This is a genomic window from Desulfovibrio sp., from assembly GCF_041907885.1.
Lineage (GTDB): Bacteria > Desulfobacterota > Desulfovibrionia > Desulfovibrionales > Desulfovibrionaceae > Desulfovibrio.
Genome location: NZ_JAYRGM010000002.1, coordinates 173,623 through 197,328, shown reverse-complemented (window position 1 = coordinate 197,328; position 23,706 = coordinate 173,623). Strand labels below are relative to the sequence as shown.

The window sequence follows — 23,706 nt, the reverse complement described above, 5'->3', positions numbered from 1 at the left end:
ATCAGCCCTTGGGATTGCCCATGCGCGCCCGCACAACTTCTATGGCAACAGGCAGCACAGAAACGACAATGATGCCGTAGACGATCAGGCTAAAGTTTTGCCGCGCCCATTCGAGGTTGCCCAAAAAATACCCGGCAGAAACAAGCCCGCCCACCCACAAGATGCAGCCCGTGATGTTGAACAGAAAAAACGTGGGCGGGTGCATAAGGGCAATGCCCGCCACAAAGGGGGCAAAGGTGCGCACAATGGGCACAAAACGGGCAAGCACAATGGCCTTGCCGCCGTGGCGCTCGTAAAAATCGTGGGCCTTGAGCAGATGGGCCTTTTTGATAAACCTGTTCTCGCGTGAGAATATGGCTGGCCCCACATGCCGCCCGATAAAGTAGTTGACCGCGTCGCCCGATATGCCCGCCGCAAGCAGCACTGCCATGATTTCGCCATAACCCAGCAGCCCGGCCCCGGCCACCACGCCAGAGGCAAAAAGCAGCGAATCACCGGGCAAAAAAGGGGTTACCACAAGCCCTGTTTCGCAAAAAACAATAATAAACAGTATGGCGTACAGCCACAGGCCATACAGGTTGGCCAGCTCAAACAAATGCACGTCTATGTGCAGAATAAAACTCACAAAAGTACTCAACAGTTCCATAAAGGATTTTCTCCCGGTTAGGCGCTGCGCCGCGCCTTGGTGTGCTCTTGTACCCCAAGGCAGCTTGTGGCACAACACAGCCATGCGCGTATTCACCACCCTTGCCCTTCTTGCCCTGCTGCTGGTTACACCCCAGGCCCACGCGGCCGATACCTACATGGTGGGCTTTCGCACACTTGGCCAGTGGTCGCCCGACACAGGGCTGCGCCTGGACGTAAACGTCTGGTATCCTTCATCGCGGCCCCCGCGTGATCTCAACTATGCGCCCTGGGAAATTTCTGCATCGCGTGCTGGCAAGGCCGTGGATGGGCGTTTTCCCCTGCTTCTGCTTTCGCACGATACTGCGGGTACGCGCTTTACGTATCACGATACCGCCGCATGGCTGGCATCGCTGGGCTTTGTGGTGGCCGCGCCCAACCACCCCGGCGACAACATGGACAACATGGACAATCTGCTGACCTGGCAGCAACTTGAAAACCGTGCTCACGAACTTTCTGGCAGTATTGATCTGCTGCTGCACGACCCGGAAGTTGAGCCCAGCGTGGACGCCACGCGCATCGGCGTGGTGGGCTTTGGGGTTGGCGGCGCTTCTGCCCTGCTGCTTGGCGGCGCGCTGCCCGATTGCGAGGGATGGGCAAGCTATTGCACGCGCACAACACCCAAGGACATGTATTGCAACACCTGGGCGCGCGAACGCATGGAGGCGCTGTGCAAGCATCTGCCGCTCACGCGCAGCCTCGCCGATCAGCGCATCCGCGCCATTGCCGCAGTTGCACCGGGCTTTGGCATGCTGTTTTCGCGCCAGTCATTCCACTGGTTTTACCCGCCATTGCTGCTTATGGGCGCGCCCAACGATGTGCTCAATACCCCGGCCCTGCACGCACGGCGAATATATGAGCTCATGGACAAAAAGCCCCGCTGGCTCACCCTGCCCCAGGCAGATACGGGCTCGCTCATGGCTCCTTGCCCAGAATCCCTTGCCCTTGAACTGCCAGAACTCTGCCGCTCTGTTTCCGCAGAAACCCGCACGGCCATTCATAAGCGCATGAACGAAGCTCTGGGCGATTTTTTTCTGCACTATCTTGGCAATGCCCAGAACCTGCCCCAGATTCCGCCACCGCCCGACCTTACGCCGCAGCAGCCCAAGGCCGCCCCTGAACCGGCCACACAGCCTGCGCCAAAACCCAAAAAGCGGCGGCCCGGTTAAGCCCGCAAAGGCATGCAGCTGGCGGCTTTGCAGCAGCCTTGACAATTGTTGCGCCGCTCTCTAAAGGGTTGGGCATAGCGATAGAATTGCACCAAAACGCCGAATTTTTCCTATCCGGAACAGGATACTATGCGGAACACAATATATTTGTTCTGTTTGCTGCTTGCCCTGGCCCCTGTGGCCGCCTGGAGCACCGAAAACCAGGGACAGTCTGACCAGCAGCAAGGTTGGGTTGTCATGCCTGCTGGCGCGCGCCCGGCCTATTTCGGCATTCATGGAGGAACCATGCCCGTGAGCCTGCTGGTTTACGGCGATGGTTCTTCGCTGGTGACCTTTGTGGGCCGCACGGGCAATGATTTTATCGACGTGCTGCGCCGTGCCGAAGTTTCCATGCCTAGCCTGCTCAACGCCACCTCGCAACGTTCGGCAGCGGGCAAATCGACCACGCCCTCTGCCAATGCCACGGCGGTGCTTATGGCGGGTTCATCTTCCAGCAGCCTGCCGGTCTTTAACGTGAGCGGCGAGGGTCTTTCGCGCATGGATGTGCCCCCCGGCCAGCTTCAGCCCTTTGGGCTTTCCGACAAGGCGCTTTCCATTGAAGGCGAAGTTACCGCACCGCAACGCCTTTCTACAGTAAAGCAGTACAGGCTGCTTTTTCAGCCGCAGTATCTGCAACCCCGGCGCAACCAGCGCTAGTCCATACGCTTCTACCTTCCAAAAAATCTCACAACAGAGGCACAAACCCCTGTTGCAGTCTGTCTTTGCGCCCCCGTCCCCATGAGGCTGCAAAGTCTATCACCATTATTCATAATGCAGTTTACAAGCTATGGCCAGCTCTGTTCCAGAGCGGGATTTTTGTAGCCAGCTATTGATTTGAATACATATAAAGGATAAGCTATCTACCAGTTGAACAATTTGCCTCAGGAGCAAGCCATGTCTCTCTCTGACCATCTGGATCGAATTCAACAGGTATGCGCCAAAGCAACACAGCAACACAACGGGCCATTTGAAAATATCTTCCGTTCCGGCCTGCTGGCCATTCAGGAATACCGCGCAGACTACGACCTGATCGTGGACGACCAAAACCCCTTTTATCAGGAATTTACTACGTGTTCTCAGCAGGATGCCATCGGCGTTGACGAGATGTTCAGCCTGTTTGAATGTCTGGTCATCTTCATCCGCATGCGGCAGATGGCCAGCCCCCACATTACGCTCAGCCCTTCTGAACAGAGTGTGCTCGATTATTTTGAAACATGTGGCGAGTGGACAGACCACGACGACACCCTGGTCTGCCAGTGGTACTGGAAACGCCTGCCAAAGAAGTGCTGCGCCCATTAGCGCGCGGTTCGCATGTTCTGACTGCTGCCCGGTGGCTGGCGGGCATGCCTTACCAGGCTTAACCCCTGCCTTGTGATGCAGTCTGCTGGCCACCGGCTGCTTACCGGCAGCTTTCCGGCAGCTTTCCGGCAGTTTATCCCCACACATAATCTACCAAAAAAACAATAGGGCGGCGCATGACAAACATGCACCGCCCTGTTCTATCTTTTCAGCCTGCCTGATTATTTCTTCAGGTTTTCGGCCAGCAGTTCTGCAATGTGATCAACCTTGATCTTCAGACCCTGCTTTTCGGCACCGCCACGGATCTGCATGACGCAGCCGGGGCAGTCAACCACCAGGCGGTCAGCGCCGGTGGCCTTCATGTTGGCAATCTTCTTGTCCAGCAGCTGTGCCGAGATTTCGGGGAACTTCACAGAGTAGCTGCCGCCAAAGCCGCAGCACACTTCTTCTTCCTCGCAGGGCACGTATTCAGCCGCATCGCCGATAAGATCGCGCGGGGCCTTTTTCACACCCAGGCCACGGCACAGGTGGCACGAGGCATGGTAGGTGACCTTTTGGGCAGACTTGTTGAAGTCCTCGGCCTTGAGGCCCAGCACGTCATGCACAAAGGAGCTGAAGTCGATGATCTTGGCTGCAAAGGCCTGGGCTTCCACGGTCGAGAAATCGCTGTCGAGGATTTCGGGATAGTGGTGCTTGAGGTGGCCGGCGCAGCTGGCGCACAGGGTGATGATGTAGTCGTAGTTGCCGCCACGGAAGGCCGCAATATTCTGCTTGGCCACATCCATGGAGGTTTTGCGCTGGCCCATCATTTCGAGGGGCAAACCGCAGCACGACTGTTCCATGGGGAAGTCAACGGCCACATTCTTGGCGGCCAGAATCTTCACGCAGGCTTCCAGCTCTTCAGGATAGATGAAGTCTTGGGCGCAGCCGCTGAAGATGGCCACGCGGTAGCTGGGATTCTGCACCTTGGGAGCCAGTTCGGGCCAGCGGTCGCGGAACGACTTGTTGGCAATGGCGGGCAGAGCCTTGAAGTTGTGCTTGCCAAGGAAGACCGCAGGCAGATGGCGCTGGAACTGCGCGCCACGGGTAAAGGGCTTCTGGGCAAAGCTGGCGAACTTGAGCAGCTTGTGGAACAGCTTGCGGTTCTTCATCACGGCGGAGAGCAGATTGGCCTCAATGGGCGCGCCCTGTTCCACGTTGAGGCGCGAGCGCACTTCGCGGATAAGACGCGGCAGATCAATGCCGCCAGCGCAGACATTGGCGCACGATTCGCAGCCCATGCAGTTCTGGCTGAGGATACGCGCGCGGTCTTTGCCGTGGAAGAAGTAGGTAAGGATCAGGCCGATAGCGCCAATGTAGATGTAGCCCATCTTGTGGCCGCCCACCAGGCGGTACACGGGGCACACGTTGGCGCAAGCGCCGCAACGCACGCAGCGGAAAACCTGCGAGAACAGGGGATCCTTGGCCATTTCGGTGCGGCCGTTATCAAGAAAGATAACGTGCAGAATCTTTTTGTTGTCGGGGTTGGCCGCACAGGGGCCAGCGCCGCACATCCAGGTTACATACGAGGTCAGGCGCTGGGCCGTGGCGTTGCGGGGCAGCACCTGAAGGGCCACCAGGGCATCGTCCAGCTTGGCAACCAGTTTGTCCAGACCGGCAATGGCAACATGCACGCGCGGCAGGGTGGTGACCATGCGGGCGTTACCTTCGTTGGTAACGGTAGAAATGGCGCCGTTTTCGGCCACGGCAAAGTTACAGCCGCTCACGCCCATGTCGGCGGCGATGAACTTGCGGCGCAGCTGCACGCGGGCCACCTTGACCAGACGCTGCACGTCCGAATCCTGCTTGACGCCGGTGGCCTTGGTAAAGTCGTCGGCCACCTGGTAGCGCGAAAGGTGGATGGCGGGCATAACCATGTGCGAAGGACCTTCGTGGCGCAGCTGGATGATCCATTCGCCAAGGTCGGTTTCGTCCACGATCAGGCCATTGCCTTCCAGCGCGGTGTTCAGGCCAATTTCTTCGGCGGTCATGGACTTGGACTTGACCACCTTCTTCACTTTGTTTTCTTTGGCAATACGAACGATCAGGTCGTTGGCTTCTTCGGCGGTGGCGGCACGGTGAACGTGTACGCCGCGCTTTTCGGCCTCGGCCTTAAACTGCGCAAACAGCTCGTCCATGTGCTGACAGGCGTAGTCCTTGGCATCGGCGATCTGCTTGATCAGCGCTTTTTCGTCCACTTCCTTGAACACGGCTTCGCGGTTGGCGCGGTAGGCCACGGCAAAGGTATCAAGGGTGCGGCGCAAAAATTCGTCGTTCAGGGCCTCGTCCAGTTCCTTATGATAGCCCGATGAGCTCTTGAGGGCGTCATGCATGGGTTAGTCCTCCAACAGAATGATATGCAGTTCAAGCGGCCCATGCACGCCCACGGCTGCCACACGCTCGATGTCGGCGGTACGGCTGGGGCCTGTCACCAGGGTGGTGTACGTGGCGGTTCCCTCGTTCATGCGTTCGCGCAGCAGCTGCGCCATGGAAGGCAGATCGGGGTAAATGGTGGACTTGCGCAGCATGAGCACAGAAACTTCAGAGATCATGCCCGTAAGGCGCACATCTTCGCTGTCGGTGTTGAGCATACAGGTGCCGCTGGCGGCAACGCCCAGCTCGGCAGTGGAAAGGCCCACGTCGATACCGGCAAGATAGTTGCGCAGGCCTTCGCGGATGCACAAAAAGCCTTTTTCTTCGCACGCGGCAGCCAGAGTGGCAAAGTCAGCATCGCCAAGCTGCGGTGCGGCCACCACGCGCTGCACGCGGGTGGGAACCTTGTTGGGGCCAAGGGGGCCCTGCTCGGTGCCGGGCTCGTCGGCCAAAAGTTCGGCAGGCGCCTTGTTGGCGCACACGTCCACAACATACTGCAAGGCGGCTGCCATGCTGGGCACTTCCTGAACCACGGCGGTAACAGCCGCAGCCTTGGCGGAAAAGGCTTCTACCAATTCCTGATGTGTCATAAACAACTCCTTTTTCAAAAAACGCCCAGTTCGCACACCATGCAGTAAAGCCACAAAAAAAAGCTATTGCAGCAAACAAAACTCACCCTCAGAGTTTTGTGCTGGTATACCTGCGAACGGCGCGCAGCGCCCACAGCGTAGAAATAAAACCCCACGGTGCTTCATCAGTTGGGCATTCTGGCAGAATAACCGGCGGGTTGGGCAGCGCCGGCGGGGAAACCACAGATCCCCGCCGACGCGCCAAGGCTACTTAAGGCTTTCGGCGTACAGCTCTATGGTGTGTTTGACACGCACAGAATCATGGTTGTGCGAAAGCACGTCTTCAAGCTGCATCATGCACGCGGGGCAGCCAGCGGCCACAATCTTGGCGCCAGAGGCCACCACGTTGTTGCGCTTGCGCTGACCGATCTTGCGCGAGAAGTCATAGTGGAAGAGGTTGAACGAGCCGCCGCAACCACAGCAACGGTCGGCCTCGGCCATTTCCGTAACCTTGTATGCGGGGTTGGCCGCAATGATGGCACGGGGCTGGCTGACCACGCCCAGCGATTTCTTGAGGTGGCAAGAATCGTGGTAGGTCACGCTCACCGCGTTGTCCTGCGCCTGTTCGGCGGGCTGCACCTTGAGCACATCCGCCAGGAAGGCGTTGATGTCCATGGCCTTGGCCGCAATCTCTTCGATCTTGCGTTTTTCAACAGAACCAAGACGGTGCGCGTAGCGGGGCCACAGTTCCTTGACCGTAGACGTGCAGGAACCGCAGGGGCTCAGAATGTAGTCGAAGTCGCCGTTTTTAAGGGCTTCCACGTTTACGCGCATCTGCTCCACCATGCCCTTGGCATCGCCGGACGAAAGGGCCGGAATACCGCAGCAGGTGAGGTTTTTGGGCATAAACACGGCCACATTGTGGTGGCGCAGCACCTTCAGACAGGCCTCGGCCATGTCAATGTACATTTTGTCGCCAACGCAACCGGGGAAGAAGGCCACCTTGAGCCCAGCAGCACGGCGGGGCTCGTCAAGCGCGCCATAGCGGGCGTGCAGCGGCTTCTTTGCCAGGGGGTGAATGTGGCGGTCGCCCAGCATAAAGTTGAGCAGGGGTGCGCACACGGTTCCCTGGGCGTCGTTGCTCGAGCCAAAGATCAGGCCCTGCATGGGCGCGCCCACGCGCATGGCAAAGTTGAACAGGCCGGGCTTGGTCAAGAATGAACGGAAGATCATCTTTTTGACCGGGTGCAGGCCGATAAACTCGTTTACGATTTCGCGGGCTTCCATGAAGACGTCCATAATCTGGACGCCCGGAGGGCAGGATGCCTGACAGGAACCGCACAAAAGGCAGCGGCCCAGTTTGTCGGCAACAGCCTCGGGATCCTTGATCATCTCATGGGCCAGGTTATCAATAAGGGCCAGTTTGCCGCGGGCCACGTCTGCTTCCATGCCAGTGGCACCGAACATGGGGCACACGGCCTGGCACATGCCGCATTTCATGCAGGCAGTGATCCTGTCGTCCAGGGCCATAAGGCGCTGGGCCAGTTCGTGCATAGTACTCATGAAACGCTCCTGGAGCGGTTGAATTTTTGCTCTTGCCCGGCAGCGCCAGCCCTGTGGCCAGCCGCTGCCGAGTGAAACGAGGGCGAGCCCCCGTATCCCTGCAATGCCAGGCTGTGCCTAGATGCCCACCAGCTTGGTGGAATTGAGCAAGCCCTTGGGATCAAGAGCCCGGCGCAACCGCTGCGAGAACAGAATGGTGCCACGGGAGGTTTCTTTTTCCATCCACTTGGACTTGGCGGTACCAATGCCATGCTCGCCCGAAAGCGTGCCCTTCAGCTTGATGGCCGTATCGAACATTTCGTCGATGGCTTCTTCCACGCGCTTGAATTCGTCAGCGTCGCGCTTGTCGCACAGGAAGGTGGGGTGCAGGTTGCCGTCGCCAGCGTGACCAAAGGTACCCACTTCAAGGCGGTACTTGGCGGCGATGTCGCTAACAGCCTTAACCATGGCAGGAATCTGCGAACGCGGCACGGTGGCATCTTCAAGCACGGTGGTGGGACGGGCGCGGGCCAGCACGGGCAGAGCCATGCGGCGGGCTTCCCACAGCTTGAACTTTTCGGCGGCGTCCTTGGGCACGTGAACGGCGGTGGCGTGGTTGGCCTTCAGCACCTTTTCAACGGCTTCGGCGTCGTCGGCAACCTGTGCGGGGTGGCCGTCCACTTCGATCAGCAGAATGGCACCGGCTTCGCGCGGCAGGCCAGCCTTGGTGAAGTCGTCCACGCGCACGATGGTGTTGTTGTCGAGGAATTCAAGCGTACAGGGCACAACGTGGGCGGCAATGATGCCGGCAACGGCGTCGGCGGCATGCTGCACGTCAGCGAACACGGCCATCAGGGCCTTGGAGGCCTTGGGCGGCGGCACAAGCTTGAGGATGGCTTCAGAAATAATGCCCAGCGTGCCTTCGGACTGCACCATCATGCCAGCGAGGTTGTAGCCGGTAACACACTTGACCGTGCGCGAACCAGACTTGACCACTTCGCCCGTGGCGTCGAAAAATTCGATGCCCATGAGGTAATCCTTGGTAACGCCGTACTTGAGGCCGCGCAGGCCACCGGCGTTTTCAGCAATGTTGCCGGCAAGGGTGGACACAGCCTGGGAACCCGGATCGGGGGGGTAGAACAGATTTTTCTTGGCCACGGTGGCGGCAAATTCGGCGGTGATCACGCCGGGTTCAACCACGGCGTACAAGTCGTCGGAATTGATTTCAATGATGCGGTTGAGACCGGTGGTAAGAATAACCACGGTTTCAGACTTGTCGGGAATGGTGCCGCCGGAAAGGTTGGTTCCCGCGCCGCGCACGGTCATGGGGATACCGTTGTCGTACAGTTTTTTCACACACTGGCCGAGCTGTTCCTTGGTAGTGGGACGCACAACCATGGAAGGCATGACCGGGGGCAGAACCGCCGAATCATACGAATAGCTCATGCGGTCGGCTTCGGAACTGAAAACGTTTTCCTTGCCGATCATGTCTTCGAAATCCTTAATCAACGCCTGGCTTGCCATAAGGCCTCCTTTAAAGTCCGTCATCAACGTCTTTATGGTAAGGCACAGACCGCGCGCCCCTTGCGCGGGCCTGATAGTTTCGATTCCCATACGGCTGTTTGAACAGCCGGTCAACTTTTTTACGAGAATGAAGACCTATAGCGTTGTTTGACAAGTTTGCAAAGGGCACAGGCCAAAAAACTTTGGTATCACAGTCTGACCTTTACAAACCTATGCAACGCCCTGTGACAGTTTCCATGCCGCTGCTGCATCCAAAGCAACAAGGCAAACTGAATTGTTACAGCGAGTTAACTATTAGCATGGGAGAGTAAATAAACAGAGGGCCCGTGGTCTTCACAACCAGCAGTCAGAAAGAACTTGTGAAAAAAAAGATGATAGCCGTTACCGCAACAACCAAATACCTATGATCTGGCGGGATTCAAGATAGCACGCCCGTATCGCTAACATACCTGTTGCACAGATATTTTTTTTGCGCCCGCACCAAGGGCATTCCCCCGTCACATTCCCTGTTTTTGTGCAGATGCGGCAAGCCCTGCCAGGCGCAGCATCTGCACAAATATTTTTATCTGGGTGGTTACGATTTTTTTCCTGTATTTTTTTTCCAAAAGAAAAAATGCCCCAGCGCCATGCCGCCGTGTCCCGCAGCATAGGCAAGCAGCAAAACTACAAATATGCCGTGCAGGCTCGCCGCCGCGTGCGATATCTCGCCCATCTGCCACGAGCGGAACAGCCACAGGCCTGTGATCTGGCTCATGGCCAGCGCGCCCATGCCAAGGCCCTGCACCACGCAGGCCAAACCCTTGGGCCTGGGCGCGATGATGAGCTTGCCACTGCGAATGGCGGCCACATCCTTTTTCAGCTGGTCCATGTCACCCCAAAGATAGGGATAGTAGTGGCGCGGCCCACGTGTGCCCAGCCCCAGGGCAATGAGCCCCAGACCCAGCATGCACAGAACAAGGCCAAGAATCGCATGGGTCATGCTCATGCCCGCCAGCCGTGTCAGCACCTGCAACGCCACCAGCAGCACCACGCTTGCGTGCAAAAGGCGCAGCACTGGCGGTTGAAAAAAACCCAAGAAACGCCATAACTGAGCAAACTGTGCTGCAAGCATTGTGGTCACGCCCATGGTGTTGCCCCCTGCATGTTCAGCCAGGCAGTACCGGCGGCGCTGCCGCCTGCCGCATTTTCTGGCGGGTTGAAAAACAAACGCCGCCCCTCGAAAGGGGCGGCGCAAAAGTTCCTAATGGTGGCACGAGCACGAAAGCATGTGTGCCATCTTTTCTTTCTTGGTTCGCAGATAATTTTCGTTTTCGGGGCAGGCTTCCATTTCAATGGGAACCCGCTCCAGAATTTCGATACCGTAGCCCGAAAGCCCCACAATCTTTTTGGGATTGTTGGTGAGCAGGCGAATCTTGTGAATGCCCAGGTCAACCAGCATCTGCGCACCAGTACCATAATCGCGCAGATCGGGGGGAAAGCCCAGCTTACGGTTTGCTTCAACCGTGTCATATCCCTGGTCTTGCAGCGCATAGGCCTTGATCTTGTTGGCAAGGCCGATACCGCGCCCTTCCTGGCGCATATAGAGCAGCGCGCCGCGCCCTTCTTTTTCAATCTGGCGCAGGGCCGCACCAAGCTGGCCGCCGCAGTCGCAACGCAGGGAGCCCAGAGCATCGCCCGTGAGGCATTCGCTGTGAATGCGGGTAAGCACTGGTTCGGATGAGGAAAGATCCCCCTTCACCAGTGCCAGATGCGTGCCGGGTTCGTTTTCGCTCTCGTAGGCGATAACGGTAAACTCGCCAAAACGGGTGGGCAGATGGGCCTGGGCCACTCGGCGCACGGAAACCTGGCCCCTGTCAAGACGGTAGCGGATCAGATCTTTGACAGCCGCAATCTTGAGGCCGTGTTCTTGCGCAAAAATTTCCAGATCGGGCATGCGGGCCATGGTGCCATCGTCGCGCATGATCTCGCAGATGACCGATGCAGGCTTGAGCCCGGCCAGACGGGAAAGGTCAACGCCGCCCTCGGTCTGCCCGGCGCGCGAAAGCACGCCGCCAGCCTTGGCCCGCAGCGGAAAAATGTGGCCGGGGGTGACGATATCGTCGGGGCGCACATTGTCGGCCACGGCAGCAAGAATGGTGGTGGCGCGGTCTGCCGCAGAAATACCAGTGGTTACGCCCTCACGCGCCTCGATGGAAATGGTGAAATTGGTTCCAAAGCGCGAACCATTGCGCTGGGTCATGAGGGGCAGTTGCAGCTTGTCAATAATTTCGGGGGCCATGGGCAGGCAGATAAGCCCTCTGCCAAACTTGGCCATAAAGTTGATGGCTTCCGGAGTCACATGTTCGGCGGCCATGGTGAGGTCGCCTTCATTTTCGCGGCCTTCGTCATCAACGAGAATGATCATCTTGCCCTGCCGGATGTCGGCAATGGCCTCTTCAATACTGCACAGTGGCATGTTGCTTCCTTCATTGCCCACCGAGGGCGTGAATTTTTTTACTTGTTCCAAAGTTAGGTACGCAGGCCTGTTCTGTCAACCACAGGCCTGCCGCAATGTGCGGGCAATGGATTTAAACCCTGCGCCACAGGCCATTATTGCGGGCCAGGCTATCTGCCAGGGGAGGGTTTGAGCCCCACCTCCGCCAGCAGATCCTTTATGGAGCGCCCCAGCAAAAAGGGCAGCATGGCTGCGGGAATGCCGCCCCGCTCCACACAGAGTTCGCGAAATGCCGCGTCGGTGCGGGCGGCTTCGCCCAGTTCGGCCACGGCCTGCTCACGTTCGCGGCCTTCGAGCGGATTTTCGTGCCCGGCGGTGCGTTCCACGGCAAGGCCGTGCCCCTGTGCCGGGTAAAAACCAAGGCGGTCGGCCAGCTCAAGGATTTCGCGCACCGAAACCTGTTCCTCGTGCGCACTCACAAGGTCGGGCAGCACCGCAATAAGCGAGGCGCTCAGACCTTCAAAACCGGGTATGCCCCCTTTCAGGGCATTAAGCGCCGCAAAGCGGCCCATGTGCCTGCCCTTGGACAACAGCTCTTCCAGCGGGCCGGTATCCATGCAGAACAGAGCCGAGCATTGGGCCGGGCGCTGGTGGTAGATGCCGCAGCCCACACCCTCGCGGTAGTACAGGCAACGCCAGGGGTGTACCCTGCCTCCCGGCCCGGCAATCTTGATGCGCTCCCCTTCCAGTGGCCGCAAGGCCTTGCGGGAATCGTCACGCGACCACTCGCCCGCGCGCAGGCACACCAGCGATTCAAGCGTCAGCGTGCCGGAAACAAGCAGGGCCGTATCGCCGACCATCAGGGTGGGGCCGCCCCGCAAACAGCACGTGCCGCAGCGCCTGCACGAGGCGGCTTCGCCGGATTCGGCGGCAGGGGGTGAAAAAGGCTGTTGCTGCATGCTCATGAGGCCTCCAAGCCGGTTCAGTGAGAATTGGGGAGGGGCCGCCCCGTGTCGTCACTCTCGGGCGCTTTCTGCTTGAAGCGCGTACCCCAAAGGCGTCCCAGCCTGCGAGAGAGTTTTTCCATATAATAGTAATACACGGGCGTGATGTAGAGTGTTACCAGCTGCGAAAAACACAGCCCGCCCACCACGGCCAGCCCCAGGGCACGGCGCGCATCTGCGCCAGCGCCCATGCCCACGGCAATGGGCAGGGCCCCCATAAGCGCGGCCACGGTGGTCATCATGATGGGTCTGAAGCGCACATGACAGCCCTGGGTGATGGCATCGAGCGGGTCCAGAGCGGGATTGTTCTTCTGCGCTTCAAGGGCAAAGTCGAGCATCATGATGGCATTCTTTTTTACAATGCCCAGCAGCATGATGATGCCCACAAAGCCATACAGATCAAGCTCCATGCCAAAGAGCCACAGGGTTGCCAGCGCGCCAAAACCCGCAGAGGGCAGCCCCGAAAGAATGGTGAAGGGATGGATGAAGCTTTCGTACAAAATACCCAGCACCAGATAAATGACCACAATGGCCAGCACCAGCAGCCAGCCCATGCCCTTGAGCGAACTCTGAAAGGCCTGGGCCGTGCCCTGGGATTCGGCTGTAACGGTATCGGGCAGCAAGGGACGCGCCGCCGCTTCCACCGCGCCCACGCCCTGACTGAGCGAAACGCCGGGCCGCAGATTGTACGAAATGGTGACAGAAGGAAACTGCCCGTTGTGGTTGACCGCAATGGGGCCAACCCCCGTGGAAAGCTGGGCCAGAGTGTCGAGCGGCACGAGGTCGCCGCCTTTTGAGCGCACATAGAGCCGCGAAAGAGCCGACCTGTCTTTCTGAAAAGGCTTTTGCAATTCCACAAATACCGAATAATCGTCGGTGGGCGCGTAGATGGTCGAAACTTCGCGCGATCCGTAGGCCGATTGCAGGGCCAGCTCTATCTGCTGCGGGGTAACGCCCAGGGCTGCGGCGCGGTTGCGGTCAATGGTAACGCGCAGTTCGGGGTTCTTGAGTTGCAGATCGCTGTTTACATCCTGCAATTCCGGCAGTTTGCGCAGGGATTCTTCGATACGCTGTGCGCTTTCAAACAGCGGCCCCATGTCCGGCCCAAAGAGCGTGTACTGGTACAGAGCCTTGGAGGCGCGGCCACCAATGCTGATGGTGGGCGGCACGCGCACAAATACCCGCATGGAGGGCGACGTGTTGAGATCCTTGCGCAACTGCTGGGCCACGGCCTCGATGCCGGGGCGCTTGTCGTGCCCTGCCAGCCGCATGAGCAGAATGCCGTTGTTCATGCTCTGGCTGCCGCCCACAATACCCACAATGGAGTTGTAGGCCGCCACATAGGTGGACGATTCCAGCGCGGGATCAAGGCTGTGCTGCGCCCGCACCATGCCCTCAAAAGACACACCCTGCTCTGCCTCGGTGCTGGCCTGCAACAGGCCCATGTCTTCAGTGGGCAAAAAGCCCTTGGGAACCACCATGCCCAGCCACCCCGTCAGCCCCAGCAGGGCCAACGATGCAAAGAGCGTGGTTCGCCGGTGGCGCAGCACCACATCGAGCGAACGGGCGTACAGGTCTGCCAGCCGGTCAAAACATCGCTCGAGCGTGCCGTACAGCCCCGCCACGGCAACCTTGTGCCCGGCCATGTTATGCGCCTGAGCCTTGAGAAAGTAGGCGCAGAGCATGGGCGTGAGCGTGAGCGAAACCACACCCGAACTCAGGATGGCAGCGATGATCACCACGGCAAATTCGCGGAACAGCCGCCCCACAATGCCGCCCATGAACAATACGGGAATAAAGACCGCCGCCAGCGACAAGGTCATGGAAACAATGGTGAAGCCTATCTCCGCCGAGCCGTCAAAGGCGGCGGTTTGTGGATCCTTGCCCATTTCCTGATGCCGCACGATGTTTTCAAGCATGACAATGGCGTCGTCCACCACAAAGCCCACGGCCAGGGTAAGGGCCATGAGCGAAAGGTTGTCGAGGCTGTAACCAAGCACCGACATGACGGCGAATGTCGAAATGACCGACATGGGCAGGGCAAGACTGGGAATGATGGTGGCGGGCAGATTGCGCAAAAAAATGAAAATAACCAGCACCACCAGAAAGACCGTGAGCACCAGGGTAAACTTTACGTCGGCCACAGATTCGCGGATAGATTCCGACCGGTCGTAAAAAACCTCCACCCTGGCCGAGGGCGGCAGCTGTTTTTGCAGTGCGGGCAGCAGCGCGCGGATGGAATCCACCACCTGTACCGTATTGGTTCCCGGCTGGCGTTCCACTGCCAGCATGATGCTGGGTGCGCCGCCATTGCTCCAGGTGAGCTGCTTGTCCTGCTTGAAGCTGTCCACCACCTCGCCCAGATCGCGCAGGCGCACGGGCGCGCCGTTGCGGTAGGCCACCACCGCATCGCGAAAGGCCCTGGCGTTCATGAGCTGGCCCGAAGACTTGATGGAATCGGCGTGGTGCGTGCCGTCCAGCGAACCCGTGGGCAGCATGCTGTTGGCGGCGGCCACGGCGTCGGCCACTTCATCAATGCCAAGACCGCGCGTTGCCAGTTCATCGGGGTTCAGCTGCACGCGCACGGCGTACTGCTTCTGCCCATAAATGACCACCTGGGCCACACCGTCCACCATGGAAAGACGCTGGCCAATGAGCGTGTCCGCGTATTCGTTAAGCACATAGAGCGGCAGCGTGGCCGACGAAATGCGCAGTTGCAGAATGGGCAGATCGGCAGGGTTTACCTTGCGGAAGCTTGGCGGCACGGTCATGTTGGTGGGCAGGCGGCGCTGGGCAAGGCCAATGGCCGACTGCACGTCCAGAGCTGCCGCATCAATATTGCGGTCGAGTGCAAACTGTATGGTTATGCGCGTGCGGCCCGTGGAACTGACTGAAGAAATGGAGTCGATGCCCGCAATGGTAAAGAATTCTTTTTCCAGCGGCGTGGCCACAGAAGAAGCCATGGTCTCCGGGTCGGCTCCGGCCAGTTCGGCCTGCACCTGAATGGTGGGAAAATCAACCGTGGGCAACTGGTTGACCGGCAGGTTGCGGTATCCCGCAATGCCAAAAAAAAGCATGCCCAGCATGATCAGCACGGTGGCCACGGGTCTGCGGATAAAAAGCGCGGCAATGTTCATGCGGCTCCCTCTTGGGGTGCGCGTAAGGCACGGTTTTCTTGCAACAGCCAGGGGCAGGGCTTTCAGAACGGGGCAGAAAGCTCTCGAACCAGCAACAGCAATCCCAGCAGACAGCAGATGCCGCCGATCAACGTGCGCAGGGTGGCCGTGGGGGTTCGGCGGGCCAGGGCCACGCCAAGGGCAAATCCTGCGGTTTCAAATACGCACAAGGCTGGCAGTAGCTCAAAATCCACATGCCCGCCCTGTATGTTGCCAACCGTGCCAAACAGGGCAGTCACCACCTGATACGGCATGGCAAGGCCCACCGCCGTCATGGGCGAAACCCCGGCGGCTATCATCCAGGGAATGGAAAGCACGGGCCCGCCCGCACCTGTCATGCCCGCCAAAAAGGCCGTGGCCGCACCGATGAAAAAAAATCCCGCGCGCCCCTGCCAGAATGTGCTGCCCCCGGCCCTGGGTGGCCGCAAAACGCACACTCCCGCAAACAGTATTATGCTCGCCAGCAGTACCACCAGGGGGCTGGCATTGATGCGGGCGTTGATCATGGCGCCCGGCAGGGCCGCCAGCCCGCCCAGCATGTAGGGTACGGCCTGCGACCAGTCCACATGCCCCAGACGGCGGTACATGAAGGTTCCCGCCAACCCCAGGGGCAAAAACGAAGCCAGGGCCGTGCCCATGGCCTCGTGCGGCTCAAGACCGCTCAGCAGAATCAGGGCCGGGGGAATCAAGATGCCCCCCACCCCCGTAAGCCCCACCAGCAAACCCACGGCGAGACCCGTCACACACAATACGGCTAGCAGCATGGCATCCTCAAAAAAAGGGGATTCCGGCCACAGTGGCGCACAGCCACAGTGCCAGCCCCCCACACAAGGCGCTATAGCGCAAGAGCTGGCAAAGCGCCAGCAGGCGGGCATTGCCCCAGGGCGCAGCTTCGCCCTGCTCCGGCCCAAGCCAGGGCTTGGGGGTGAGCGTGCCAAAATAGACGGATGGCCCGCCCATGCGTGCGCCGCACAACCACGCGCAGGCCGTCATGGACCAGCCGGAATTGGGGCTGGGCATGCCCACGGCCTGCCGGGCCACCACGCCCATACCGGGCCAGCGGCCCTGCCACTGCGGCTCTGGCAACAGTCTGGCGGGCAAAAACCGCAGTTTTGCCGCGCACCTGTCTGCAAGCCATGCCGCGCAGGCAGACAGCCGGGCAGGAACAAAGGCCAGCGCATCGTCGCCGCGCGCCCCGGCCCAGCCCAGCCAGCGCCATTTGTCGGTCACATAGCCCCACATGGAATCGGTGGTGCTCACGGCCTTGTAGCACCACATGGCCACGGGGCCGCCCACCAGCAGCCAGAAAAACGGAGCAACAAAGGCATCCGTAAGATTTTCGGAAAGCGTGTCGGCCAGCGTTTTGCGCATGAGCGGGCGGTCCATGGCCGACGTATCGCGGCTGACCAGCCACGACAGCGCAGCCCGTGCTTCCGGCTCATCACAATTTTCCACCCGCCGCAACACCTCACGCCCGGTGCGCAGCAGGCTGCCCATGGCAAGCCCGGCCCAGGCCAGATACAGGGCCAGCAGCCCGCCGAGCACAGGCAGGCACACCAGCCCCCAGACCACAAGGCCAGTACACCCCACAAGTACGGCCAGCGCCACTCCCCCGGCAAAACGGCCACGCAGGCGCTCGGCCTCTGGCCCGCCAGCGCGCATGAAGTTGCGGGCGGGAGCTTCCAGTTTTTCAAGCAGCTTGCCCACAGCGCATACGGGGTGACGCCAGGGCAGATCGGGGTCGCCCAGCCAGAGGTCAAAAATCAGGGCCGCAGGGGCGAGCCACCAGCATTCCCACACGGAATAGGGGAACAGCTGCGCGAGGCTCACGCCCAGTCCTCCATCAGGCCTGTGCGGGCAAGGGCCATGTACAGCACAATGCCCGCCGAGGTGGAAAGATTCAGGCTGCGCACGCGGCCCTCGATCATGGGAATGCGTATGCGGTGGGGCGAAAGATCCAGAATTTCCTGCGGCAGACCGCGCGTTTCCGGCCCGAACACAAGGCAGTCTTCGGGCTCAAAGGCAAACTGGTGGGCCGGGGCGCTCACCTGTCCCTTCTTGGCCGAGGTCAGTACCAGCCGCGCCCCCTCTTGCCCCTGCGCCGCAAAGGCTGCCCAGTCGGGCCACACGCGCAGGCGCACGTTGGGCCAGTAGTCCAGCCCGGCCCGCTTGAGGTAGCGGTCTTCCAGCTTGAAGCCCAGAGGCTCGATGAGGTTGAGCGTGGTGTCGGTGGCGGCGCACAGGCGGGCAATGTTGCCCGTGTTCGGGGGAATTTCCGGCTCGAAAAGAACTACCTGCATGATGGATACGTTTTTACTGCTGGTAAGAATGTTTGTTTATGGGTGCTGCTGCGCGAAATTTTTCTGCCCAATACTTGCGAGAACGGCGAAGAACTTTGCTCTCTGCCGAAATTCTCCATGCCCCCGCGCTTTCGTGAACGGGTACGGCGTGCGATGGATTTTGTTCTCCAGCAAGGAAAAACCGTGCCCGTGGAGGGAGTGTACATTGCGGTACTCGACCGACACCGGGCACTGTTTTGACGCAGCCGGAGGACAAAAGACCCGCTCACCTGACCTGATCTATCCAGGCGGAGAGGCCGGGAACAACCTGACAGACAACCCGTATGTCGCGGCTGCCAAAACCCGCGTCGTCCAGCGTGGCAAAAATGTCGGCCTCGGTCACTTCCACGCGCGCACCCTTTTCGCCCGCCGCCTCCAGCCGCTGGCGCAGCAGATCGCAGGCGCGCTGCCGGGCCTCGTTGAGGCCATAGGATTTGCCGATGCGCTCGCTTATGTCCAGCGCGGGCACGGTCAACACGCAACGCCCGGTATCGGCGTACAGTTCGAGCGCGTCGGTGGGCAGGGTGAGGGCAGCGCCCACGGCATTGGCCACATCGGCGTGCGGCGGCGTTTGCACCGGCATACCGAGGGCCTGTGACAGGCGGCGGGCCACACAGCCCGCAGGGCCGCCCACAAGCCAGGCCTGTGCGGGGCGGGCCTCGCGCAGAGCCTTGAGCGCCGCCAGCGTGTAAATGGGCCGGGCGTTGACGCCCTCGGTCAGGGAGGCAGCAGCATCGGCCACCTGTTGCAGGGCATCGTCCACAGCCATTTGGGCGAAATCATGGGACGACAGACCGTGCCGCGAGGCCAGCGCGGCAATGCCGCTGGCAGAGGCGGGCACATCGCCCGCCACGGCATCAGCACTGCCTGCGGTTGCGGCAGAAAAGTTCAGCACGTTAAGGGCGTCCAGCAGGGTGGGCTGCGTGCCGCCAAAGGCCATGGCGGGGCCATCCCGCAGGGGGCCGACCTTTACGGGTCTGAGCGCGCCGGAATCCGCATCCACGGTAATCAGCGAATCGCCGCCAACACCAATGGATACCGTAGCCAGCGCGCGCACCAGGGTACGCCGTCCTTCAAGCAACATGCCGTCCCTGTCCACAACGGGCGAACCGTCCACAAACAGGGCCATGTCGGTGGTGGTTCCGCCCATGTCGAGCAGCAACGAGCAGCCCTGCCGCATGGCCGCGCTTTCGTGGCACAGGGCCAGCACGCCCATAACGCTGGCCGCAGGGCCGGAAAGGATGGACTGCACCGGCTCGCGGCGCGAGAGTTCCAGCGGCACTGCCCCGCCGTCTGCCTTGAGCAGCCGCACCGAGGCGCATATGCCTGCTGCGGCCAGCGCGGCTTCCACTGCATCCAGAAATTCGCCGTGCAGGCGGGCCACAGCTGCGTTGAAATAGGCTGTGGCCAACCGCCGGGGAAAATTGAGCCTGCCCGAAAGGCGATGGCCTTCGGTTACTGACAGATGCGGGGCTGCATGGCGCACGGCCTCGGCCATGGCCTGCTCGTGCGCGGCATTGCGGGGCGAAAATTTGCCCACGCAGGCCACTGCGGCCACGCCTTCGTTCTGCCAGGCAACCGCCGTTTCATGCAAAACCCGGGTGCGCAGGGGACTGACCTCAACACCTCGGTGGTCGAGCCCGCCGGGCACAACACACACGTGCCTGCCAAGGGTAAACCGGCGCGCATCAAGCCCCGGCCCGGCAGAAACGGCCAGCCCGACACGGTCTGCGCGGTTTTGCACCAGGGCGTTTACGGCAAGGGTTGCCCCAAGCGTCACCCTGCTTATACGGCCAAAATCGCAGTGGGGAGCGGCCCTGCCCAGGGCCTCCAGCACCTCGCGCACAGACCGGGGCAGATCGTCGTGCCGCGTGCGCACCTTGGCGCTGGCCACCAGACTGGCCTGGGCCGCATCGCCAGCAGCGGCGGAGCAGGCAAGCAGCACGGCATCGGTATGCGTACCACCGGCGTCTATGCCCAAAACAAATGTTTCGCTCATAATTTCGGCCTCATAATGCATGTTTGCAGCCCCAAACATACGGCATCGCCCGCCACAGGGCCAGTTCTTTGTTACCCGCCCTGCGGCAGGGCCACGCCCACCCACAGTGGCATACCCGTGCAAATGCAGATATTCTTTTCGCCCACAGGCGCAACTGCTTGCCATATGCGGCCATTTTCAGTAGATTTTTGCTCTTGCGGCAACCACCGGGACTGCCCCTGTGGACCGCGTCTTATACAGCAGGCTACTGCGGAGGAAAGCCATGCCGAATACAAAGTTTATCTGGTTTGACGGAAAAATGCTCCCTTCTGAACAAGCACAGGTTCATGTGCTGACCCACGCCCTGCACTATGGCAGCGCCGTATTTGAAGGCATTCGCGCATACGCCTGCGCCGATGGCACCTCAGCCGTTTTTCGCCTGGAAGACCACTGCAAGCGCCTAATTAACTCCGCTAAGATTATGCGCCTTGAAGTACCCTTCACGCCCGACCAGCTGGTAACCGCCTGTATTGAAACCCTCAAGGCCAACGAGCTGCCCGAAGGTTACGTGCGCCCCCTCTCGTTTGTGGGCCACGGCGAAATGGGCGTCTACCCCGGTCACAACCCGGTGCAGACCATCATCGCCGCCTGGGCCTGGGGCGCGTACCTTGGTGCAGAAGCTCTTGAAAAGGGCATCCGCGTCAAGACCAGCAGCTTTGCCCGCAGCCATGTGAACACCAGCATGTCCAAATCCAAGGCTGCCGGTAACTATATCAATTCCATCCTTGCCAAGGTGGAAGCCAAGGAAGACGGCTACGACGAAGCCGTGATGCTCGACACCAACGGCTACGTTTCCGAAGCCACGGGCGAGAACATCTTTATCGTGCGCAACGGCGTTATCAAAACCACGCCCTGGACGTCCATTCTGGGCGGCCTTACGCGTGATTCAGTGATGACCCTGGCCCGCGACCTTGGCTACACCGTGGAAGAACAGCAGTTCACCCGCGATGAATTCTATATCGCCGACGAAGCGTTCTTCACCGGCACGGCGGCTGAAATCACCCCCATCCGCGAACTTGACCACCGCCAGATCGGCGCGGGTCACGCGGGCCCGGTGACCAAGCATCTGCAGAAGGAATACTTTGCCATCGTGCGGGGCGAAAACCCCAAGTACGAAGGCTGGCTGCACCGCTTCAGCATTAAATAGCAGGCGGCAGGCCGCACGGCCCGCCAGCTCTGACATGTTTTGCCAATAATCCCTGGGCAGTTCCGTTCTTGCGGGGCTGCCCAGGTACACCACCAACCCGTTTTGCCCAAACATGCCCATGAGGGCTGCGTCAAACCGGACAAACTGCCTTTTCTGCGGGTTCGCCACGGCGTAATCCGGGACTGCCCGACAGCCCGTTGGTCACCATTCAAAGGCAACGAGCGCCATGAAACATCTTTCTCTCGCCGCACGATACAGGCCGCAAAACTTCGCCCAGGTAGCTGGTCAGGACATGGTAAAAGCCGTCCTTTCCCGCGCTGCGGCCGAAGACAGGCCCGCAGCCGCCTACCTTTTGAGCGGCACGCGCGGCGTTGGCAAAACAACCATTGCGCGTATTTTTGCCAAGGCGCTCAACTGCCAGCACGCACCGGGGCCAGAGCCCTGCAACCAGTGCGAGCAGTGCCGCAAGATCACACAGGGCGTGCATGTGGATGTGACCGAGATCGACGGCGCTTCCAACAACAGTGTCGAAGACGCCCGCTCGCTGCGCGAAACCATCGGCTACGCGCCCATGGAAGGCCGCTACAAGATTTTTATCATCGACGAAGCCCACATGCTCACCCGCAACGCCTTCAACGCGCTGCTGAAGACGCTGGAAGAACCGCCGGAACGCGTGGTCTTTATTTTTGCCACCACCGAGGCGCACAAGTTTCCCATTACCATTGTGAGCCGCTGCCAGCACTTTGTTTTCCGCCACCTGAGCGAAGAGGCGCTGTACGCCCACCTTACCTCTGTGCTGCGCAAGGAAAATGCCGCCTTTGAAGAAGGCGCTGTGCGCCTTATCGCCCGCCGCGCCGCAGGCAGCGTGCGCGACAGCATGTCGCTGCTCGACCAGACCCTCGCCCTGGGCGGCGAGGAACTTACCGTTGCTGCCACGCGTCAGGTGCTGGGCCTTGCGGGGCAAGAACTTTTTGCCGATCTGTTTGCCGCCCTGCACGGGCAGGACTGCGGCGCTGTGGCAACCCTGTGCGGACAGATTCTGCAACAGGGCGTGGACATAGGCTTTTTTATGCGCGAACTGGCGGGCAATCTGCGCAACCTGTTTTTGCTGCGCCAGAGTGGGCAGGCCATTGTGCCTAGCCTGCGCCTGCCCGCAGACGAGGCCGCCCTATGGCAGGGCATTGCGCCCCGCTTTTCGGCTGCCCATCTGCACGCGGCATGGCAAATGACCCTTGACGCGCAGCGCGGCATAGTGCAAAGCCCCGAACCGGCGGCCGCGCTTGAGCTCTTGCTGCTCAACCTTGCCCTGCTGCCGCAGCTGCTGCCCGTGGGGCAGGCCACGCCCGGCCCTGCCAGCCAGGGTGGCGGCGTACAGGGTGGCGGCACACAGGGCACTGGGCAGGATGCCGCGCCGCAACAGGCGCAAACAGTACCGCCCGCCTCGCAGAGAATGGAAGGCCACCTGGAAGCCCACGCCGCCATGACCGCAAGCGCCCAACCCGTTCAATCGCGCCCCCGCGATGCAGCGACAGGCCAGCACGCCGCCAACGATGCGGATGATGCAGAATCGGACGAGCCCGACGCGGCATCCGGGCACGCAGCACCAACGCACCGGCCATGGCGGGCTGCGCAGCAAAACGTTACAGGGGAACAAACCGTTGGCCGTACCCCGGACAAAACCCCCGACAAGACCCCCGACAAGACCACGGGCAGGGCCCATGCCGGTGGTTTTGGCTCCAGCCCTGTTGCAGCCAGCCCCGGCCAGGACGCGCAGGAGCCCGACGGGCAAAACCGGGACGAACAGTATTTTGCAAAGCAGAATCTGGCCGAGGCCCCCTTTGAGGGTAGCGCCGACGCAGCTTCTGCGATAACAAGGCCTGCGGCTTCTGCCGCGCCGCCAGCCCAACAGGTTCAACCCGTCCAGCACGGGCAGGCTGCCTGCAACTGGGCCACTTTTTGCGATTTTTGCGCAAACAGGCAGGAAGCCGGGCGCGACATGCCCCGCCAGCATCTGCTGCGCAGCGTAAGCGCAACATGGCAGGACGGAGTGCTGCGCCTTGCGCCCAAGGCCGAAACCCAGATGTTTCAGCTTGAACGGGGGCGCGAAGAACTGATCGCCGCACTGGCTGCATACGGCGCAGGCCCGACCCGGCTTGAAATTGTAGCGCCCCGCCCCTACCGCCCAGAGGCGGAACTGATTGACGAATTCAGCCAGAAGCCCGAACTGCGCCACTGCCTCGACGTTTTGAACGCGCGCATCAAGGGCTGCCGCCCGGTTGACCAGTAGGGCCAGCCTGCGGCACACCACAAGGCACAACCTTTCGCGTTTG

General features: G+C 60.5%; 18 protein-coding genes. 5 read left to right on the top strand and 13 right to left on the bottom strand.

The features are described from left to right. Position 1: 1 nt before the first annotated feature. Positions 2–646 (bottom strand): DedA family protein, encoded by a 645-nt coding sequence (locus ACE3NW_RS02350; protein WP_374279971.1) that lies wholly within the window; start codon positions 644–646, stop codon positions 2–4. Positions 647–728: 82 nt separating this feature from the next. Here ACE3NW_RS02350 and ACE3NW_RS02345 point away from each other — a divergent pair, with 82 nt between their 5' ends. The 3 genes from ACE3NW_RS02345 to ACE3NW_RS02335 all read left to right on the top strand — a co-directional run bounded on the left by ACE3NW_RS02345 (position 729) and on the right by ACE3NW_RS02335 (position 3,191). Continuing rightward, positions 729–1,853, top strand: a complete 1,125-nt coding sequence (locus ACE3NW_RS02345) for an alpha/beta hydrolase family protein (protein ID WP_374279969.1) — start codon at positions 729–731, stop codon at positions 1,851–1,853. Positions 1,854–1,982: 129 nt separating this feature from the next. After that, positions 1,983–2,549: a hypothetical protein gene (locus tag ACE3NW_RS02340; protein WP_374279967.1), complete on the top strand. Its 567-nt coding sequence runs from the start codon at positions 1,983–1,985 to the stop codon at positions 2,547–2,549. Positions 2,550–2,786: 237 nt separating this feature from the next. Beyond that, positions 2,787–3,191 carry a hypothetical protein gene (locus tag ACE3NW_RS02335; RefSeq protein WP_374279965.1) on the top strand — a complete coding sequence of 135 codons (405 nt, stop codon included), beginning with the start codon at positions 2,787–2,789 and terminating at the stop codon, positions 3,189–3,191. A 221-nt stretch (positions 3,192–3,412) separates the two neighbouring features. On the opposite strand, the gene ldhH is transcribed toward ACE3NW_RS02335, so the two are convergent. The 12 genes from ldhH to ACE3NW_RS02275 all read right to left on the bottom strand — a co-directional run bounded on the left by ldhH (position 3,413) and on the right by ACE3NW_RS02275 (position 20,190). Next, on the bottom strand, positions 3,413–5,563 hold the full coding sequence (gene ldhH, locus ACE3NW_RS02330) for an L-lactate dehydrogenase (quinone) large subunit LdhH (protein ID WP_374279963.1): 2,151 nt from the start codon (positions 5,561–5,563) through the stop codon (positions 3,413–3,415). A 3-nt stretch (positions 5,564–5,566) separates the two neighbouring features. After that, positions 5,567–6,193, bottom strand: coding sequence for a lactate utilization protein C (locus tag ACE3NW_RS02325; protein ID WP_374279961.1), 627 nt, complete (start codon positions 6,191–6,193; stop codon positions 5,567–5,569). Between the two features lie 246 nt (positions 6,194–6,439). Next, positions 6,440–7,735: a (Fe-S)-binding protein gene (locus ACE3NW_RS02320; protein WP_374279959.1), complete on the bottom strand. Its 1,296-nt coding sequence runs from the start codon at positions 7,733–7,735 to the stop codon at positions 6,440–6,442. Between the two features lie 117 nt (positions 7,736–7,852). Further along, a complete protein-coding gene (locus ACE3NW_RS02315) occupies positions 7,853–9,238 on the bottom strand; it encodes an FAD-binding oxidoreductase (RefSeq protein WP_374279957.1) in 1,386 nt (461 codons plus the stop codon). A gap of 574 nt (positions 9,239–9,812) precedes the next feature. Beyond that, positions 9,813–10,313 carry a cytochrome b/b6 domain-containing protein gene (locus ACE3NW_RS02310; RefSeq protein WP_374279955.1) on the bottom strand — a complete coding sequence of 167 codons (501 nt, stop codon included), beginning with the start codon at positions 10,311–10,313 and terminating at the stop codon, positions 9,813–9,815. 165 nt (positions 10,314–10,478) lie between these two features. Next, positions 10,479–11,693, bottom strand: coding sequence for a bifunctional 3,4-dihydroxy-2-butanone-4-phosphate synthase/GTP cyclohydrolase II (locus tag ACE3NW_RS02305; protein WP_374279953.1), 1,215 nt, complete (start codon positions 11,691–11,693; stop codon positions 10,479–10,481). Positions 11,694–11,842: 149 nt separating this feature from the next. Further along, positions 11,843–12,637 carry a YkgJ family cysteine cluster protein gene (locus ACE3NW_RS02300; RefSeq protein WP_374279951.1) on the bottom strand — a complete coding sequence of 265 codons (795 nt, stop codon included), beginning with the start codon at positions 12,635–12,637 and terminating at the stop codon, positions 11,843–11,845. A gap of 17 nt (positions 12,638–12,654) precedes the next feature. Next, a complete protein-coding gene (locus tag ACE3NW_RS02295; protein ID WP_374279949.1) occupies positions 12,655–15,813 on the bottom strand; it encodes an efflux RND transporter permease subunit in 3,159 nt (1,052 codons plus the stop codon). Positions 15,814–15,875: 62 nt separating this feature from the next. Further along, complete coding sequence (locus ACE3NW_RS02290) at positions 15,876–16,616, bottom strand: sulfite exporter TauE/SafE family protein (RefSeq protein WP_374279947.1); 741 nt, start codon at positions 16,614–16,616, stop codon at positions 15,876–15,878. Positions 16,617–16,623: 7 nt separating this feature from the next. Beyond that, positions 16,624–17,682, bottom strand: a complete 1,059-nt coding sequence (locus ACE3NW_RS02285) for a CobD/CbiB family cobalamin biosynthesis protein (protein ID WP_374279945.1) — start codon at positions 17,680–17,682, stop codon at positions 16,624–16,626. Next, a complete protein-coding gene (locus tag ACE3NW_RS02280; protein WP_374279943.1) occupies positions 17,679–18,152 on the bottom strand; it encodes a tRNA (cytidine(34)-2'-O)-methyltransferase in 474 nt (157 codons plus the stop codon). Before ACE3NW_RS02280 ends, ACE3NW_RS02285 begins: the two co-directional genes overlap by 4 nt. Positions 18,153–18,417: 265 nt before the next feature. Beyond that, positions 18,418–20,190, bottom strand: coding sequence for a hydantoinase/oxoprolinase family protein (locus ACE3NW_RS02275; protein WP_374279941.1), 1,773 nt, complete (start codon positions 20,188–20,190; stop codon positions 18,418–18,420). A gap of 262 nt (positions 20,191–20,452) precedes the next feature. On the opposite strand from ACE3NW_RS02275, the gene ACE3NW_RS02270 reads away from it, so the two are divergent. Together ACE3NW_RS02270 and dnaX are read left to right on the top strand one after the other, a co-directional pair. Continuing rightward, positions 20,453–21,376: a branched-chain amino acid transaminase gene (locus ACE3NW_RS02270; protein ID WP_374279938.1), complete on the top strand. Its 924-nt coding sequence runs from the start codon at positions 20,453–20,455 to the stop codon at positions 21,374–21,376. Positions 21,377–21,602: 226 nt separating this feature from the next. Beyond that, complete coding sequence (gene dnaX, locus ACE3NW_RS02265; RefSeq protein WP_374279936.1) at positions 21,603–23,663, top strand: DNA polymerase III subunit gamma/tau; 2,061 nt, start codon at positions 21,603–21,605, stop codon at positions 23,661–23,663. The last annotated feature ends 43 nt before the right edge of the window (positions 23,664–23,706 follow it).